At 69.2% G+C, this 16130-nt stretch carries 15 protein-coding genes and 1 pseudogene; 6 read left to right on the plus strand and 10 right to left on the minus strand.

Annotated elements, in window-relative coordinates; genetic code table 11:
* Positions 1-127: 127 nt before the first annotated feature.
* On the plus strand, positions 128-847 hold the full coding sequence (locus IF11_RS0109220; RefSeq protein ID WP_051745732.1) for a class I SAM-dependent methyltransferase: 720 nt from the start codon (positions 128-130) through the stop codon (positions 845-847).
* A gap of 30 nt (positions 848-877) precedes the next feature.
* On the opposite strand, the gene IF11_RS0109225 is transcribed toward IF11_RS0109220, so the two are convergent.
* Entirely contained in the window at positions 878-1522 is a 645-nt protein-coding gene (locus IF11_RS0109225; protein WP_030350994.1) for a hypothetical protein, read from the minus strand.
* Between the two features lie 214 nt (positions 1523-1736).
* Positions 1737-2909 (minus strand): acyl-CoA dehydrogenase, encoded by a 1173-nt coding sequence (locus IF11_RS0109230; RefSeq protein WP_030350995.1) that lies wholly within the window; start codon positions 2907-2909, stop codon positions 1737-1739.
* Positions 2910-3092: 183 nt separating this feature from the next.
* On the opposite strand from IF11_RS0109230, the gene IF11_RS0109235 reads away from it, so the two are divergent.
* Positions 3093-4439, plus strand: coding sequence for a UDP-glucose dehydrogenase family protein (locus tag IF11_RS0109235; protein WP_030350996.1), 1347 nt, complete (start codon positions 3093-3095; stop codon positions 4437-4439).
* Between the two features lie 45 nt (positions 4440-4484).
* On the opposite strand, the gene IF11_RS0109240 is transcribed toward IF11_RS0109235, so the two are convergent.
* From IF11_RS0109240 to IF11_RS0109255, 4 genes are all read right to left on the minus strand, one after another.
* Positions 4485-5573: an aldo/keto reductase gene (locus IF11_RS0109240; RefSeq protein ID WP_030350997.1), complete on the minus strand. Its 1089-nt coding sequence runs from the start codon at positions 5571-5573 to the stop codon at positions 4485-4487.
* Between the two features lie 195 nt (positions 5574-5768).
* The gene (locus IF11_RS0109245) at positions 5769-6962 is read right to left on the minus strand and encodes a dipeptidase (protein WP_030350998.1); all 1194 of its coding nucleotides are present in this window, start codon (positions 6960-6962) and stop codon (positions 5769-5771) included.
* 11 nt (positions 6963-6973) lie between these two features.
* Positions 6974-7549 carry a 5-(carboxyamino)imidazole ribonucleotide mutase gene (gene purE / locus IF11_RS0109250; protein WP_030350999.1) on the minus strand — a complete coding sequence of 192 codons (576 nt, stop codon included), beginning with the start codon at positions 7547-7549 and terminating at the stop codon, positions 6974-6976.
* A complete protein-coding gene (locus tag IF11_RS0109255; protein ID WP_240627816.1) occupies positions 7546-8664 on the minus strand; it encodes a 5-(carboxyamino)imidazole ribonucleotide synthase in 1119 nt (372 codons plus the stop codon). The genes purE and IF11_RS0109255 overlap by 4 nt, the downstream gene beginning before the upstream one ends.
* Positions 8665-8876: 212 nt before the next feature.
* On the opposite strand from IF11_RS0109255, the gene IF11_RS0109260 reads away from it, so the two are divergent.
* A complete protein-coding gene (locus IF11_RS0109260) occupies positions 8877-9386 on the plus strand; it encodes a GtrA family protein (protein WP_030351001.1) in 510 nt (169 codons plus the stop codon).
* Between the two features lie 44 nt (positions 9387-9430).
* Here IF11_RS0109260 and IF11_RS0109265 read toward each other — a convergent pair whose 3' ends face one another.
* The gene (locus IF11_RS0109265; protein ID WP_030351002.1) at positions 9431-10705 is read right to left on the minus strand and encodes an ATP-binding protein; all 1275 of its coding nucleotides are present in this window, start codon (positions 10703-10705) and stop codon (positions 9431-9433) included.
* 6 nt (positions 10706-10711) lie between these two features.
* Positions 10712-11389 (minus strand): response regulator transcription factor, encoded by a 678-nt coding sequence (locus IF11_RS0109270; RefSeq protein ID WP_030351003.1) that lies wholly within the window; start codon positions 11387-11389, stop codon positions 10712-10714.
* A 335-nt stretch (positions 11390-11724) separates the two neighbouring features.
* On the opposite strand from IF11_RS0109270, the gene IF11_RS0109275 reads away from it, so the two are divergent.
* Positions 11725-13248 (plus strand): peptide MFS transporter, encoded by a 1524-nt coding sequence (locus IF11_RS0109275; protein WP_030351004.1) that lies wholly within the window; start codon positions 11725-11727, stop codon positions 13246-13248.
* 101 nt (positions 13249-13349) lie between these two features.
* Here IF11_RS0109275 and IF11_RS0109280 read toward each other — a convergent pair whose 3' ends face one another.
* Together IF11_RS0109280 and IF11_RS0109285 are read right to left on the minus strand one after the other, a co-directional pair.
* Positions 13350-13838 carry an ATP-binding protein gene (locus IF11_RS0109280; protein ID WP_030351005.1) on the minus strand — a complete coding sequence of 163 codons (489 nt, stop codon included), beginning with the start codon at positions 13836-13838 and terminating at the stop codon, positions 13350-13352.
* A gap of 203 nt (positions 13839-14041) precedes the next feature.
* Positions 14042-14410 (minus strand): STAS domain-containing protein, encoded by a 369-nt coding sequence (locus IF11_RS0109285; protein WP_030351006.1) that lies wholly within the window; start codon positions 14408-14410, stop codon positions 14042-14044.
* A gap of 286 nt (positions 14411-14696) precedes the next feature.
* Here IF11_RS0109285 and IF11_RS0109290 point away from each other — a divergent pair, with 286 nt between their 5' ends.
* Together IF11_RS0109290 and IF11_RS38685 are read left to right on the plus strand one after the other, a co-directional pair.
* Entirely contained in the window at positions 14697-15614 is a 918-nt protein-coding gene (locus IF11_RS0109290; protein WP_030351007.1) for an RNA polymerase sigma factor SigF, read from the plus strand.
* A 170-nt stretch (positions 15615-15784) separates the two neighbouring features.
* A pseudogene (locus IF11_RS38685) lies at positions 15785-16018 on the plus strand (DegT/DnrJ/EryC1/StrS family aminotransferase); the annotation flags it as partial.
* Positions 16019-16130: the final 112 nt, after the last annotated feature.

Here is a 16130-nt window from a genome sequence, read left to right on the forward strand (position 1 = left end):
CAGCCGGTCCCGGCCTCGTTCAGGTGATCGTGCCGGTCGGACGGAGGAGCCACGGGGGAATCCGGGTAGAGCAGGAGCGTCGGTCGGCCGGAGAGAGGCTGGAGAGAGGCTGGAGAGGCGAGGGACTATGGGGCAGACACAGGACAGGGGTTCCGAGGACATCGTCGTGCTGGCGCCGCAGGCAGCGGAGGCGGCGGCGTTCTTCGACTCGCTGGGGCTTGGGTACCAGCATGCGTTCGAGGGCAGGAAGACCTCCCAGATCCAGGCGGCCGAGCGCCTGATGAGCCGGCTGGATCCTGGTGCCCGGGTGCTGGATGTGGGGTGTGGCACCGGTCTGCCCACGGCCGGGCAGCTGAGTGAGGGAGGCATGGACGTCACCGGGATCGACGTCTCCGAGGGCCTGCTCGCCCACGCACGGCGCCAGGTTCCGGGAGCGCGCTTCGTCAGGGCCGATCTCTTCGACCAGGAGCTGGACATCGGGCCCTTCGACGCTGTCGTGAGCTTCTACTCCCTCGTCGACCTGACCGCGGACATGTTCATCGCCGCGCTGGAGAGACTGCGGGATCTCACGGTCACGGGCGGCACGCTGCTGGTCGCCGTTTCGGAGCGGCGCACCGACGACGAGGTGCGGTTCATGGACACGAGCTACCGCCCCGCCCTGTGCCGACGTGAAGATCTCGGCGACTGGGCCCGCCAAGCGGGGCTGTGGGTGGACGAGTTGAACATCTGTCCCGAGCAGGGAGCCGAGGGGCAGCCCGAGACCGGTCTCTATCTCTGGGCCAGGCGCTTCCGCGACAGCCCCCCGTCCCGGTCGGAGCCGGGCCAGGGGGCGATGGCCGACCGCTGAGGCTCGGGCGGCCGGGGTGTGCGGGGTGGTTTACAGGCCGCCGCGCTTGGAGTCGAAGGTGACCAGTCGGGCCACGGGGGTGCCGGGCCGGTCGAGTGTGGCGAAGTCGAGGACCCTGTCCAGCAGGTAGCGGTCGCCCCTGGCGGGGTACTGGCTGAGGCCGGTGGCGCTCAGTCGCAGAGGCTCGATGCCGTTGAGTACGACCGGGTCCTTCCCGGGGAGTTCGACGGTCGCGCTGACCGGGATGACGTCGTGTTCGTCGAACTTGGGCGGGAAGTGCGAGGTGATCCGCAGGATGCTCTTCGGGTCGACGTCGACGTCGTTCTGCTCCAGGGTGATGCTGCCCCCGCCTGGAATTTCGGCGCTGACACGGAACCCGACGGTGCGCAGCCGCACACTGTTGATGGGGTCGTCGGGGTTGACGTCGACACGCTGTTTGATGCCGCCGCGGAAGTCGACGGTGTAGGCGGTGCCCCGGTATTCGAAGAGACTGTTGATCGCGAGCATCGAGGAGGGGACCTCGGCGCCGATCGGAGGCAGCAAGGGGAAGCGTGCGGCGGCCTGAGTGGAGGCAGGCGCGGCGGTCGCGGGGCCGGCAGCGGCGGTGGGCAGAGCGGCGAGGGCCACGGCGGCGGCACCGGCCGCGAGCGCCCGGACCAGTCGGGGGGACAGCAAGGGTTCCTCCTGCATGTGCTAAGAAGATGACAGGGGAATTGCACCGGAACCGCCGCTGTCCGCCGGGGAATTGACTCGATGGTGGGCCTGCCGCGCCTCGGCGGTGACGAACTGGCGGCCGAGAGACGTACCGGTGGAACGTCACGGGAATGCCCCGCGCCGATCATCGGCGCGGGGCATTCCTCTCAGCACGTACACCACGCGCACGGCAGCGCTACGGCAGGTTCCTCGCCATCACGATCCGCTGGACCTGGTTCGTGCCCTCGTAGATCTGTGTGATCTTGGCGTCGCGCATCATCCGCTCGACCGGGTAGTCGCGTGTGTAGCCGTACCCGCCGAGGAGCTGCACCGCGTCCGTGGTGATCTCCATGGCCGCGTCGGAGGCGAAGCACTTGGCCGCCGCGCCGAAGAAGGTGAGGTCCTCCTTGGCGCTGCCCGCGGAGACGCGTTCCGACCTGGCGGCGGCGGAGTAGGTGAGCTGGCGGGCCGCCTCCAGTTTCATGGCCATGTCGGCCAGCATGAACTGCACGCCCTGGAAGTCGCCGATCGGCTTTCCGAACTGCTTGCGCTCCTGCACATAGCCCTTGGCGTAGTCGAGCGCGCCCTGCGCGATGCCGAGCGCCTGGGCCGCGATCGTGATGCGGGTGTGGTCCAGGGTCTTCATCGCGGTGGCGAAGCCCGTACCCTCCTCGCCGATCAGCCGGTCCGCGGGGATCCGGACGTTGTCGAGGTAGACCTCGCGCGTCGGGGAGCCCTTGATGCCCAGCTTCTTCTCCGGGGCGCCGAAGGAGACGCCCTCGTCGCCCTTCTCGACCACGAACGCGCTGATGCCCTTGGTGCGCTTGTCCGGGTCGGTGACGGCCATGACCGTGTAGTACTCGGAGACGCCCGCGTTGGTGATCCAGCGCTTCACGCCGTTGAGGACGTAGTGGTCGCCGTCCCGTACCGCCTTGGTCTTCATACCGCCCGCGTCGGAGCCCGCGTCCGGCTCGGAGAGGCAGTACGAGAACATCGCGTCGCCCTTGGCCAGCGGGCCCAGGTACGTCTTCTTCAGGTTCTCGGAGCCGGAGAGGATCACCGGCAGCGAGCCGAGCTTGTTCACGGCCGGGATCAGCGAGGAGGAGGCGCAGACGCGCGCGATCTCCTCGATGACGATCACGGTGGCGAGGGCATCGGCGCCGGCGCCGCCGTACTCCTCCGGGACATGGACCGCGTGCAGATCGGAGGCGACCAGCGCGTCCAGGGCCTCCTGCGGGAAGCGCGCCTCCTCGTCGACCGCCGCGGCGAACGGGGCGATCTTCGCCTCCGCGAGCGCGCGCACGGTGTCGCGGAGCATGTCGTGCTCTTCGGACGGGCGGTACAGGTCGAAATCAGCCGATCCGGCCACGGTCTTTCACTCCCCAGGATGCTAACTACCGTTAAGTAACACAATTTTAGGGGGCCGAGGCGCCGCAGGCATAGGTGAGTTTGCCGACAGCCACTCCGTACTGGAAGAAGTGCCCCTGCGGAGCCCCCGCTACGCGCGGCTATGCTCGGGCCCGCACCTGCCCGCATCCCCCTGGAGCACTCAATGGCCCTCAAGATCACCGTGATCGGCACCGGCTATCTCGGCGCCACGCATGCAGCGGCCATGGCGGAGCTGGGCTTCGAGGTCCTCGGCCTCGATGTGGTGCCCGAGAAGATCGAGATGCTCTCCGCGGGCCGGGTCCCGATGTACGAGCCCGGTCTCGAAGAGCTGCTGCGCAAACATGTCGCCGGGATCGAGGGATCGAGCGGGCGGCTGCGGTTCACCATGGACTGGGCGGAGATCGCGGAGTTCGGCGATGTGCACTTCGTGTGCGTGAACACCCCGCAGAAGCACGGCGAGTACGCCTGCGACATGTCGTACGTCGACTCCGCGGTCGAGAGCCTCGCCAAGCATCTGGGCAGGCCCGCGCTGGTCGTCGGCAAGTCGACGGTGCCCGTGGGCAGCGCGGAGCGGCTCGCGGCCCGCATCGTCGAGCTGGCGCCCGCGGGCGGCGAGGTGGAGCTGGCCTGGAACCCGGAGTTCCTGCGCGAGGGCTTCGCCGTACAGGACACGCTGCACCCCGACCGGATCGTGGTGGGCGTACGCAGCGAGCACGCCGAGCGGGTGCTGCGCGAGGTGTACGCGACGCCGGTGGGCGAGGGGTCGCCGTTCGTGGTGACGGACTTCCCGACCGCCGAGCTGGTGAAGACCTCCGCGAACTCCTTCCTGGCCACGAAGATCTCGTTCATCAACGCGATGGCGGAGGTCTGCGAGGCGGCCGGCGGCGATGTGGTGAAGCTGGCGGAGGCGCTCGGCTACGACGAGCGGATCGGGAAGAAGTTCCTGCGCGCCGGGATCGGCTTCGGCGGCGGCTGTCTGCCGAAGGACATCCGGGCGTTCATGGCGCGGGCGGGCGAGCTGGGCGCGGACCAGGCGCTGACGTTCCTGCGCGAGGTGGACTCGATCAATATGCGGCGCCGCGGCCACATGGTGGAGCTGGCGCGCGAGGCCGTGGGCGGCGACTCGTCGTTCCTGGGCAAGCGCGTCGCGGTGCTCGGCGCGACCTTCAAGCCGGACTCGGACGATGTACGGGACTCCCCCGCGCTCAATGTCGCGGGGCAGATCCATCTCCAGGGCGGCCAGGTGACGGTGTACGACCCCAAGGGCATGGAGAACGCCAAGCGGCTCTTCCCGACGCTGGGGTACGCGCCGTCCGCGCTGGACGCGGTGCGCGGCGCCGATGTCGTACTGCATCTGACGGAGTGGCGCGAGTTCCGTGAGCTGGACCCGGCGGCCCTGGGGGAGGCGGCGTCGCGGCGGCTGATCCTGGACGGGCGTAACGCGCTGGACCCGGCGCGGTGGCGCGCGGCGGGCTGGACGTACCGCGCGATGGGGCGCCCGCGCGCCTAGGTCCTGTCCGGCCGGACAGGGCCTAGGTCCTGTCCAGTGGGACTGTCAGTACCTGACCGGGCTCGACGCGAGCATCGGCGAGACCTCCGACGGCACCCCGTCCACGGTCGCTCCGGCGAAGGCGAGCATGGGGGCGAGGTCCCTGTTGATGTCCGCGGGGAAGTCGAGCGCGGGCTTCGAGACCTCGTCCAGCGCGTCCATGTGCTCCTGACCGAGCGTGACGTCCAGCGCGGCCAGATTCTCCCGGAACTGCTGCAGCCGGCGCGCGCCGATGATCGTGGAGGTCACCCCGGGACGGCCTCTCACCCAGGCGAGCGCCACCGTTGCCGGGGGCACGCCCAGGTCCGCGGCGACGGCGTTCACCGCCTCGATGACGTCGTAGTCCGCCTCACGGGGCCCGCCCACCAGGCCCGTACGTCTGGTGTCGACGGAGCCCGATCCGGCGTTCTCACGGGAGTACTTCCCCGAGAGGAATCCGCTCCTGAGCGGGGACCACGGCATCACGCCCATACCGCATTCCCGCGCCATGGGAATCAGCTCGCCCTCGGCCGTCCGTTCCAGCAGGGAGTATTCGAGCTGCATGGCGACCACCGGGGACCAGCCCCTGAAACGCGCGATGGTCTGGGCCTCGGCGGCTTTCCAGGCCGGAATGTCGGAGAAGCCGATATAGCGAATCTTGCCCGCTGTCACGAGATCATCGAGGCAGCGCAGGGTCTCCTCGACCGGTACGGTGCGGTCCCAGTTGTGGAGCCAGTAGACATCGATGTAATCCGTTCGCAGCCGGCGCAGTGAATCCTCGCACTGGTCGACCATGGCCTTGCGGCCCGCGCCGCCTCCGTTCGGATCTCCCTCATGGAGATTGCAGAAGAACTTCGTACCGATGACCGTGCGGTCACGCCGCGTGCTCTTCTTCGCGAAGAAATCACCGATGATCTTCTCGGAATGGCCATTGGTATACATATTGGCCGTGTCGATGAAGTTTCCGCCGCGATCGAGATATTCGTTCATCATCGCCCCGGACTCGGCCTCGGTGGCGCCCCAGCCGTGGTCCTCGCCGAAGGTCATGGCCCCCAGACAGAAGGGGCTGACCCGCAGTCCCGAGCGGCCGAGCGTGACATAGGAATCGAGTGGCATGTCTGCTCCCTGACGTCGCACGTGGCACGTGTGCACGTGGCACGTGCAGATCGCACGTCACGGGTCGCGCCGCCCGGTGCCTCCCGCTCCCGCGAGCGGGAGGCACCCCGGCGCTACTCGCTGCTACCCCTTCAGCCAACCACCAGGGCGCCGTCCTCGCGCGCTCGGGCCGGAAGGCACGGGCGTCAGCCGTCGTCAGCCGTCCAGTTCCTCGATCGTCGCCAGCGACGGACCCCGCTCGTCCCGCAGGTCCCGCGCCACGTCCTCCGCCGCACGCAGCACCCGTACCGCGTTCTGCCACGTCAGCTTCGCCAGGTCCTCGGTGGACCACTTACGGGCGAGCAGTTCCGCGATCAGGTTCGGGTAGCCCGCGACGTCGTCCAGGCCGGCCGGGGTGAAGGCCGTGCCGTCGAAGTCGCCGCCGATGCCGATGTGGTCGATACCGGCGGTCTCCCGCATATGGTCCAGATGGTCCGCGACCGTCGCCGCCGTGGCGTTCGGGCGCGGGTGGGACGCCTCGAAGGCCTGGTGGATCTCCATCGCGCGCGTGGTGGTGTCCAGATGGTGCAGACCGTGGGCCCGCATGTTCTCGTCCGCCGCCTGCGTCCAGGCCACCGCCGCGGGGAGGATGAACTTCGGTACGAACGTGGCCATTGCCACGCCGCCGTTCGCGGGCAGCTTCTCCAGCACGTCGTCCGGGATATTGCGCGGGTGGTCGCAGATCGCCCGTGCCGACGAGTGCGAGAAGATCACCGGCGCCCCGGTCGCGGCGAGCGCGTCACGCATCGTCGTGGCGGCCACATGCGAGAGGTCGACCAGCATGCCCGTGCGGTTCATCTCGCGGACCACCTCGCGGCCGAAGGCCGAGAGCCCGCCCACGCCCGGGACGTCCGTCGCCGAGTCCGCCCAGGCGAGATTGTCGTTATGGGTGAGCGTCATATAGCGGACACCCAGGGTATGGAGGGCCCGCAGCGTGGCGAGGGAGTTGTTGATGGAGTGGCCGCCCTCGGCGCCCATCAGGGAGGCGATCCTGCCGTGCCGCCGCGCGGTCTCCATGTCGTCCGCCGTCAGGGCGCGGGACAGATCGCCGGGGTAGCGGGCCAGCAGCCGGCCGACCACGTCGATCTGCTCCAGCGTCGCGCTGACCGCGTCGTCACCGGCCATGTCGGACCGTACGTACACGGACCAGAACTGCCCGCCGACGCCGCCTCGCCGCAGCCGGGGGATGTCCGTGTGCAGCTTGCCCGACAGATCGCCGGCGATGTCGAGCCGGTCCAGGTCGTAGCGCACATGCTCGCGCAGCGCCCAGGGCAGGTCGTTGTGTCCGTCGACCACCGGGAAGTCGGCCAGCAGGGCACGGGCCTCGTCGAGGTAGGGCGTGGAGTCCATGGCCGTGTCCGTCACTTTCCGAATCCGAAGTGGTCCGCGCCTTCGGCTTTCGCGCGCAGCCGCTTGCCCTTCGCCGTCGCCTGGTCGTTCAGCTCCTGCTGGAACTCCCGCATCCTGCCCTGGAGTTCGGGGTCGTGGGCGGCGAGGATACGGGCGGCCAGCAGCCCCGCGTTACGGGCGCCGCCGACCGAGACCGTGGCGACCGGCACACCGGCGGGCATCTGGACGATGGACAGCAGCGAGTCCATGCCGTCGAGGTACTTCAGCGGTACGGGGACGCCGATCACCGGCAGCGGGGTCACCGAGGCGAGCATGCCCGGCAGATGCGCCGCGCCGCCCGCGCCCGCGATGACCGCCTTGAGTCCGCGCCCGGCGGCCTCCTCGCCGTACGCGATCATCTCGCGCGGCATGCGGTGCGCGGAGAGGACATCCACCTCGTAAGGGATCTCGAACTCGTGGAGGGCCTTCGCGGCGGCCTCCATGACGGGCCAGTCGGAGTCCGAGCCCATGACGACGCCGACCAGGGGTGTGGCGCGCGCGTCAGCGCCCGATGAGGGGCGGTGGCCGGGTGACGGGTGGGCTTTCATTCGGTGATCGTTCCTCGGAGGTAGCCGGCGGCATGGCGGGCGCGCTCCAGCACGTCGTCCAGGTCGTCGCCGTAGGTGTTGACATGCCCCACCTTGCGGCCGGGTTTCACGTCCTTGCCATACATATGGATCTTCAGCTGCGGGTCCCGCGCCATACAGTGCAGATAGGCCGCATACATATCGGGATAGTCGCCGCCCAGCACATTGCACATAACTGTCCAGGGCGCACGCGGGCGCGGGTCGCCGAGCGGCAGATCGAGTACGGCGCGCACATGGTTGGCGAACTGCGAGGTGATCGCGCCGTCCTGGGTCCAGTGCCCGGAGTTGTGCGGGCGCATCGCCAGCTCGTTGACAAGAATCCTGCCGTCGCGGGTTTCGAAGAGCTCCACCGCGAGATGGCCCACGACCCCCAGTTCGGCGGCTATCCGCAGGGCGAGCAGCTGGGCCTCGCCCGCCAGCTCGTCCGGCAGTCCGGGCGCGGGGGCGATGACGGTGTCGCAGACGCCGTCGACCTGCCGGGACTCGACCACGGGGTACGCGACGGCCTGGCCGTGCGGGGAGCGGACGATGTTCGCGGCGAGCTCGCGTACGAAGTCGACCTTCTCCTCGGCCAGTACGGGGACCCCGGCCCGGAAGGGCTCCTCCGCCTCTTCCTCGGACCGTACGACCCAGACGCCCTTGCCGTCGTAGCCGCCGCGCACCGTCTTGAGGATGACCGGGAAGCCGCCGACCTCGGTCGCGAAGGCCGCGACATCGGCCGGTCCTGTGACGACGCGGTGGCGCGGGCAGGGCGCGCCCAGCTCGGTCAGCCTGGCGCGCATCACGCCCTTGTCCTGCGCGTGCACCAGCGCGTCCGGGCCCGGCCTGACGGGGATTCCGTCCGCCTCCAGGGCACGCAGATGTTCGATCGGAACATGCTCGTGATCGAACGTGATCACATCGCAGCCGCGCGCGAAGTCACGCAGCGTGTCCAGGTCGCGGTAGTCGCCGACGACGACATCGTTCACCACCTGGGCCGCCGAGTCCTGCGGGGTGTCACTGAGGAGCTTGAATCTGAGGCCGAGGGGGATGCCCGCCTCGTGGGTCATACGGGCGAGCTGACCGCCGCCGACCATGCCGACTACCGGGAACGTCACGCCCCCAGGGTATCCGCCGCCCGATGGGCCCGGCCCCCGCGTACGGGCGCGGCCCCGGCCCGTACGGGCGTCCCCCGTACGGCCGCCACCCACCGTGACCGAGGGTGACGTACGGTCGCCCAGGCGGCGGAAGGGGCCGCTGGTTAGCATGGTTCGGAACTGACACCGACCGGACGGGGCTGAACGGGCATATGAGCGAACGGGGCGCACTCCGCGTGCGACTGGACCGGCTCGTCCGCGAGGTGGTCAAGTTCGGCGCGGTGGGCGGCGCGGGGCTGCTGGTCAACCTGCTGGTCTTCAATCTCGTACGGCACACCACCACGCTCCCCGTGGTGCGGGCCAGCATCCTGGCCACCGTCGTCGCGATCGCCTTCAACTACGTGGGCTTCCGCTACTTCACCTACCGGGACCGGGACAAGAGCCGCCGCACGAAGGAGCTGACGCTCTTCCTGCTGTTCAGCGTGGTCGGTCTGGTCATCGAGAACGGGGTGCTCTACGCGGCGACGTACGGCTTCGGCTGGGACAGCCCGCTCCAGAGCAATGTCTTCAAGTTCCTCGGCATCGGGGTCGCGACGCTCTTCCGCTTCTGGTCGTACCGCACCTGGGTGTTCCGCGCCCAGCCCGCGGCGGCGGGCGTGGACCTGCCGGACGAATCGTTCCTGGAACGGGAGCCCCCGCGCCCCGACCGCGTCCGCGGCTGACAGGCCATGCCCCCCGGAAAGCCACGCCCCCCGGTCGCCCGCAGTCAGCGGACCGGCCGCTCCGGGGACTTCGGTGCCTTGCGGTTACGGGCCTCCCGGCTGAGGAAGAGCGCGAAGACCGGCGGCTGCTGCTGGAGCAGCTCCAGCCGGCCACCGTCCGCCTCCGCCAGGTCGCGGGCCACGGCCAGGCCGATCCCGGTGGAGTTGCGGCCGCTGATGGTGCGCTCGAAGATCCGCGCCCCGAGGTCGGCCGGGACACCGGGGCCCTCGTCGGTCACCTCGATGACGGCCTGGTTACCGGTGACGCGGGTGCGCAGGGCGACCGTACCGCCGCCGTGCATGAGTGAGTTCTCGATCAGCGCGGCCAGCACCTGGGCGACCGCGCCCGGGGTGCCGACGGCCCGCATCCCCTGCCGACCCGAGCAGACGATGGCCCGCCCGGCACTGCGGTAGGCCGGACGCCACTCCTCGATCTGCTGTTTGACGACCTCGTCGAGATCGAAGGCGACGGCGGAGCCGGTACGCGGGTCGCGCGCGTTGGTGAGCAGTCGCTCCACCACATCGGTCAGCCGCTCGACCTGCGTCAGCGCGACCATCGCCTCCTCCTTCACCGACTCCAGGTCGTCGGTGGCGGAGATCTCCTCCAGCCGCATGGACAGGGCGGTCAGCGGCGTACGGAGCTGATGCGAGGCGTCCGCGGCGAGCCGCCGCTCGGCGGTGAGCATCCGGGCGATGCGCTCGGCGCTGGAGTCGAGGACATCCGCGACCCGGTCCAGCTCGGGCACCCCGTACCGCTTGTGCCGGGGGCGCGGGTCGCCGGAGCCGAGGCGCTCCGCGGTCTCCGCGAGATCGGTGAGCGGGGAGGCCAGCTTGTTGGCCTGGCGTACGGCGAGCAGCACGGCGGCGATGACCGCGAGCAGTGCCACCGCGCCGATGATCAGGAGGGTGCGGCCGACCTCACGGGTCACGGAGGAGCGTGCCTCCTCGACGATGACGGTCTCGCCCTCCTCGCCCGTCGCCTTGCCCCGGATGACGCTGCCGGTCGGCCGCTCGCCGATCTGGACGACGGGCCGGCCCGGGATCTCGATCCGGGCGTACCGCGTCTGGTCGATCTGCTCGGACAGCACCTTGGCGGTGATGTTGTCACCGCCGAGGAGGCGGCTGTCGACGATGCTCACCAGCCGTACCGCCTCGGAGTCCACGCTCTCCTGGGCGCTGCTGCTGATCGTCCGGGTCTCGACGATGACGAGCGAGACCCCGAAGACGGCGATGACGACCAGCACCACGGCGAGCGTGGAGTTGATCAGACGACGGCGCAAGGTGGCTTAGCTCTTCTCGAACCGGAAGCCGACGCCCCGCACGGTGGCGATATAGCGCGGGTTGGCGGCGTCGTCACCGAGCTTCTTGCGCAGCCAGGAGATATGCATGTCGAGGGTCTTGGTCGACGACCACCAGGTGGTGTCCCAGACCTCGCGCATCAGCTGGTCACGGGTGACGACCCGGCCCGCGTCCCGGACGAGGACCCGCAGCAGGTCGAACTCCTTGGCGGTGAGCTGGAGTTCCTCGTCGCCCATCCACGCGCGGTGCGATTCGACATCGATCCGTACGCCATGGGTGGCGGGGGCGGGCACGGGGTCCGAGGCGCCGCGCCGGAGCAGCGCCCGTACGCGCGCCAGCAGCTCCGCGAGCCGGAAGGGCTTGGTCACATAGTCGTCGGCGCCGGCGTCCAGGCCGACCACGGTGTCCACCTCGTCGGCGCGGGCGGTCAGCACCAGGATCGGCACGGCGTGGCCCTCGGCGCGCAGCCGGCGGGCGACTTCGAGGCCGTCCATCCCGGGCAGGCCCAGGTCGAGTACGACCAGGTCGACACCGCCCTGGAGTCCGGCGTCCAGCGCGGTCGGACCGTCTTCGCGGACCTCGACCTCGTAACCCTCCCGACGCAGGGCGCGGGCCAGCGGCTCCGAGATGGAAGCGTCGTCCTCGGCGAGCAGTACACGGGTCATGTGGTGATGGTAGACCGCACGGGGCGGCGCTTGGGTCCTGCTCGGCGATGCCTTCGGGTTCGCGTGCGATCTGATGATCTACCTTCGAATATAAGGGTTTGATTCCATCAAATCCTGTGATTCATCTCTCAAGTCCTTCCATATGGGACTCTGTCATGTCGTATGGTGTCGAGACGCCTGTAGTACCACTAGGAGACCTTTGGCCTGCTGAGTGCCAAGGGTCTCCTCTCCGCGTCTCCGCGCCGGGGACGGCACGTACCGCTCCGGCCCGCCCCCCACACCGGGCGCGTCACCGCTGACCAAGCGCCGCGTCCCGAGCAAGCAAGGATCGACCCATGGCGTCCAGCCTGACGAAGGACTCGCCCAGCGCCCCCGCCGGACCCGAGAAGACCTTCTTCGGCCACCCCCGCGGACTGGCCACGCTCTTCATGACCGAGATGTGGGAGCGCTTCAGCTTCTACGGCATGAGGGCCCTGCTCACCATCTATCTGATCTCCGGTGGCCCCGACGCCTCGAAGGGGCTTCAGGGCGGCGGGCTCGGGATGGATCTGGCCACCACCACGGCCATCTACTCCATCTACTTGTCCATGGTCTATCTGCTGGCGCTGCCCGGCGGCTGGCTGGGCGACAGGCTCTGGGGCCCGCGCAAGACCGTCACGATCGCGGCCTCCACGATCATGCTGGGCCATCTCACCCTGGCCCTGCCGGGCACGGGAAGCTTCTTCGCCGGGCTGGCGCTGGTGGCGCTCGGCTCGGGTCTGCTGAAGGCCAATATCTCCACGATGGTCGGCCATCTCTACGACGGCCCCAACGACCCGCGCCGTGACGGCGGGTTCACCATCTTCTACATGGGCATCAACATCGGTGCCTTCTTGGCCCCGCTGATCATCGGCACCGTCGGCGAGACATACAACTGGCATCTGGGCTTCGCCCTCGCCGCGGTCGGCATGGGCATCGGCCTGATCATGTTCCTGCTCGGTACGAAGCATCTGAGCCCGGAGAGCAGCCGCGTCCCGACCCCGCTCTCCCGCGAGGAGCGCGTCACCTGGCTGCGCAAGGGCATGACCTGGCTGCTGATCGCCGCCGTCTTCTACGGCGCCGTCGGTCTCAGCGGCAACTTCACCCTCAACTGGGCGATGGTCCCGCTGACGCTCGCGGGCATCGTGATCCCGGCCGCCGTACTGATCCGGATCAAGCGCGACAAGGAGCTGTCGGCGACCGAACAGACCAAGATGTCCGGGTACATCTGGTTCTTCGTGGCCGCGGCCGTGTTCTGGATGATCTACGACCAGGGCGGCTCCACGGTCCAGGCGTTCGGTACGACGAAGGCCGCCGGCGAGCTGTTCGGGCTGGGCTTCCCGTCCTCCTGGTACCAGTCGCTGAACCCGGTGTTCATCATGGCGCTCGCGCCGGTCTTCGCCTGGTTCTGGCTCTGGCTGAGCCGCCGGGGCCAGGAGCCGAGCACGGTCGTGAAGTTCGCCGCCGGGCTGTTCTTCGTCGGCGTCTCGTTCTTCTTCTTCCTGATCCCGCTGGCGATGGCGGCGGACGGCACGCTGGTCAGCCCGATGTGGCTGGTGGGCATCTATCTGATCCAGACCGTGGGCGAGCTGTGCGTCTCCCCGGTGGGTCTGTCGGTGACGACAAAGATGGCGCCGGCGAAGTACGCGAGCCAGATAATGGGGGTCTGGTTCCTGGCGGTCACCGCGGGCGACTCCGTGACCGGTCTGCTCTCCATCGGCGGGGTCGATCTGGGGAAGACGGGCGTGGTCGCGCTGGAAGCGCTGCTGGCGTCCCTCGCCGGCCTCGCGGTCTTCATGTACCGCAGGAAGGTACGGGCACTGATGGGCGACATCCACTAGGTCCTGTCAGGACGGGTCGTACGCGACGAAGAGGGCCGCCGCACCGGGTAAAGGTGCGGCGGCCCTCTCGCGTACGTACTCACGGAGTCCCGCTACGCGCGTTACGACGGAGCGGCCAGCTCCGCCCAGACCGTTTTGCCGGCCGCGCCGGGGGTCCGTACGACGCCCCAGTCGAGGCAGAGCCGCTGGACGATGAACATGCCGTGGCCGCCGGGGCGTCCCGCGCGGTGCGGGGTACGGGGGGCCGGCTGGCCCGTACCGCGGTCCGTGACCTCCAGCCGCAGCACCTTGGCGGTGTGCGCGACGCGCAGCCCCTCGGGGCCCTCGGCGTGCAGACACGCGTTGGTGACCAGCTCGGAGACGACCAGCAGCACGTCCTCCGCCGCCGCCCGCCGGTCCGCGGTCGAGGCGGGGAGCCAGCCCCAGTCGTAGAGCGCCTGGCGGGTGAAGTCACGCGCGAGCGGTACGACACCGCTGGCGCCGGCCAGGGCGAGCGACCGTACCCGCGCGTCGGACGTCGCGGCGGCGGTTCCCGCCCCGTCCGACTCGGGGCCGAGATCGCCCGGCGGAGGCTGCCGGGTGGTGCTCATCAGCGCTTCACCTCACCGATTCACCAATTAGCCAGTTCTTGTGTACAGAGCGTGCGGGGTCCTGCTGGGGCCGCCGGGGGTCTTCTGCCCCTCCGAATCGTGACAACACCCACTTCACCGGTCCGGAAATGGTGAGGAGGGCAACACGACAGGGCAGGGCGGGGATCCGATGCGGAACCCGGGGTGCAGAGTAGCGGCCGGAGTCAGTCGGCCAGGGCCTCTTCGAGGGAGTCATGGACGGTGAAGACCGCGTCCGCGCCGGTGATCTCGAAGACGCGCGCCACCACGGGCAGCATCGCCGCGAGATGGACCCCGCCGCCGGCGGCATCCGCCTTGAGGCGGGCGCCCAGCAGGACGTTGAGTCCGGTGGAGTCGCAGAATTCCAGTTGCGAACAGTCGATCACGAGGCGTGACCTGCCCTGTTCGAGCGCTTCGTCCAGAGGTGTCCGCAACAGGTCGGCCGTGTGGTGATCCAACTCACCGGCCGCTGTCACTACCTCGCTCCGGCCCTCGGTCCGAACCCCGACCCGAAGCCGGCCCCGGTTCGTGCTGCCGACCGTCTGGCGGTCCATGCCGATCCCTCTTCGCCGTGTCGTGCGCCGTCGTCAGATGGTGTCGCCCCGTCGTCATCTCAACCCGATGACGTCCGTCGAACATTACGCCTTTCACACGCCGACCGGTACCCAAAGTCCCCCACAATAAGGACATATGAAACAATTAACACTTGCAACTGTCCGTGCCTAGCGGGTAGGGCTTGTAGGGACACATCCGACCACGGCCGGCTATGGAGGCGCCGCACACCGCAGCAGCGCGTATTGGCATCGGCAGCCATATGCCGAGAACGTATGGAGGAGACACATGTCACCCCGGCTCGACGACACGCGTACCCCGCACGCGCCGTCGGCAACTCCGCCCGCACCTTCCGAGACCGACATCACACTGCCGGCCGGCTTCGAGGGCCCGACCGAGGGCCTTGATGACCTGCCCGAGATCCCGCCCTTCGACGAGGTGGGCGCGGTGGATGCCCGAGCCCTGTCGAAGACGCTCTTCGCCCGGCTGGAAGCCCTTGAAGAGGGCACGCACGAGCACGCGTACGTCCGCAACACCCTGGTCGAGCTGAATCTCGCCCTGGTGAAGTTCGCGGCCGCCCGGTTCCGCTCCCGCAGCGAACCGATGGAGGACATCGTGCAGGTCGGCACGATCGGCCTGATCAAGGCCATCGACCGCTTCGAGCTGAGCCGAGGCGTCGAGTTCCCCACCTTCGCGATGCCGACCATCGTCGGCGAGATCAAGCGCTTCTTCCGCGACACGTCGTGGTCGGTGCGCGTACCGCGCAGGCTCCAGGAACTCCGCCTCGACCTCGCCAAGGCGGGCGACGAACTGGCCCAGCAGTTCGACCGGGCGCCCACCGTCGGTGAGCTCGCCCACCGCCTCGGCATCACCAACGAGGAAGTCGTCGAGGGCATGGCGGCGAGCAACGCGTACACCGCCAGCTCGCTGGACGCGCAGCCCGAGGACGACGACACCGAGGGCGCGCTCGCGGACCGGATCGGCTACGAGGACCACGGGCTCGAAGGCATCGAGTACGTCGAGTCCCTGAAGCCGCTCATCGCGAGCCTGCCGTCGCGGGACCGGAAGATCCTCTCCCTGCGCTTCGTCGCCAATATGACGCAGTCGGAGATCGGCGAGGAGCTCAATATCTCGCAGATGCATGTGTCCCGGCTGCTCTCCCGCACCCTCAAGAGGCTCAGAAAGGGTCTGACGCTGGAGGAGTGACGGGCCCTCCCGGACCTCCGGCTCCGGCGCTCCGCGCCTCGGCGGTCTTATTGGCGGCTCGTCCGTTATGGGCCACATTGAGCCGGGCAGGGGGAGCGTGGGGAGACGCGACGGCTCATGGGGAGGGCCGCCCGGCGGAGCACTCCGCGTACGCGGCGTTGGAGACGCTGCTGCGCCGTCGCCTCGGCAGGGAATGTCTCTATGTGCCGTCGTGCCGGCGCGGGTTGTATGTGGCGCTGCGCCACTGATGCCGGCCCGGCGGGCGCGTCCTGATGTCCCCGGTCAACGACGACGTCAACTTCTTCGTGGCGCTCGCCGCCGGACTGCGCCCCGTACAGGCGCCGTTGAGCGCCCGGGACGGGTCCATCGACCCGGCGGGCCTCCCGGAGTCCGGCTGGCACTCAAGTCGACCCCCGGTCGCTCCCGCCCCGAAGGGACGGTACCCGCCCAAATCACTCCAGGACAACGGTCCGTAACAGGCCGGAACGCGCCGAAAGAGGCCGGAACAGCTCCTGT

The sequence above is a fragment of the Streptomyces scopuliridis RB72 genome (assembly GCF_000718095.1).
Classification (GTDB): domain Bacteria; phylum Actinomycetota; class Actinomycetes; order Streptomycetales; family Streptomycetaceae; genus Streptomyces; species Streptomyces scopuliridis.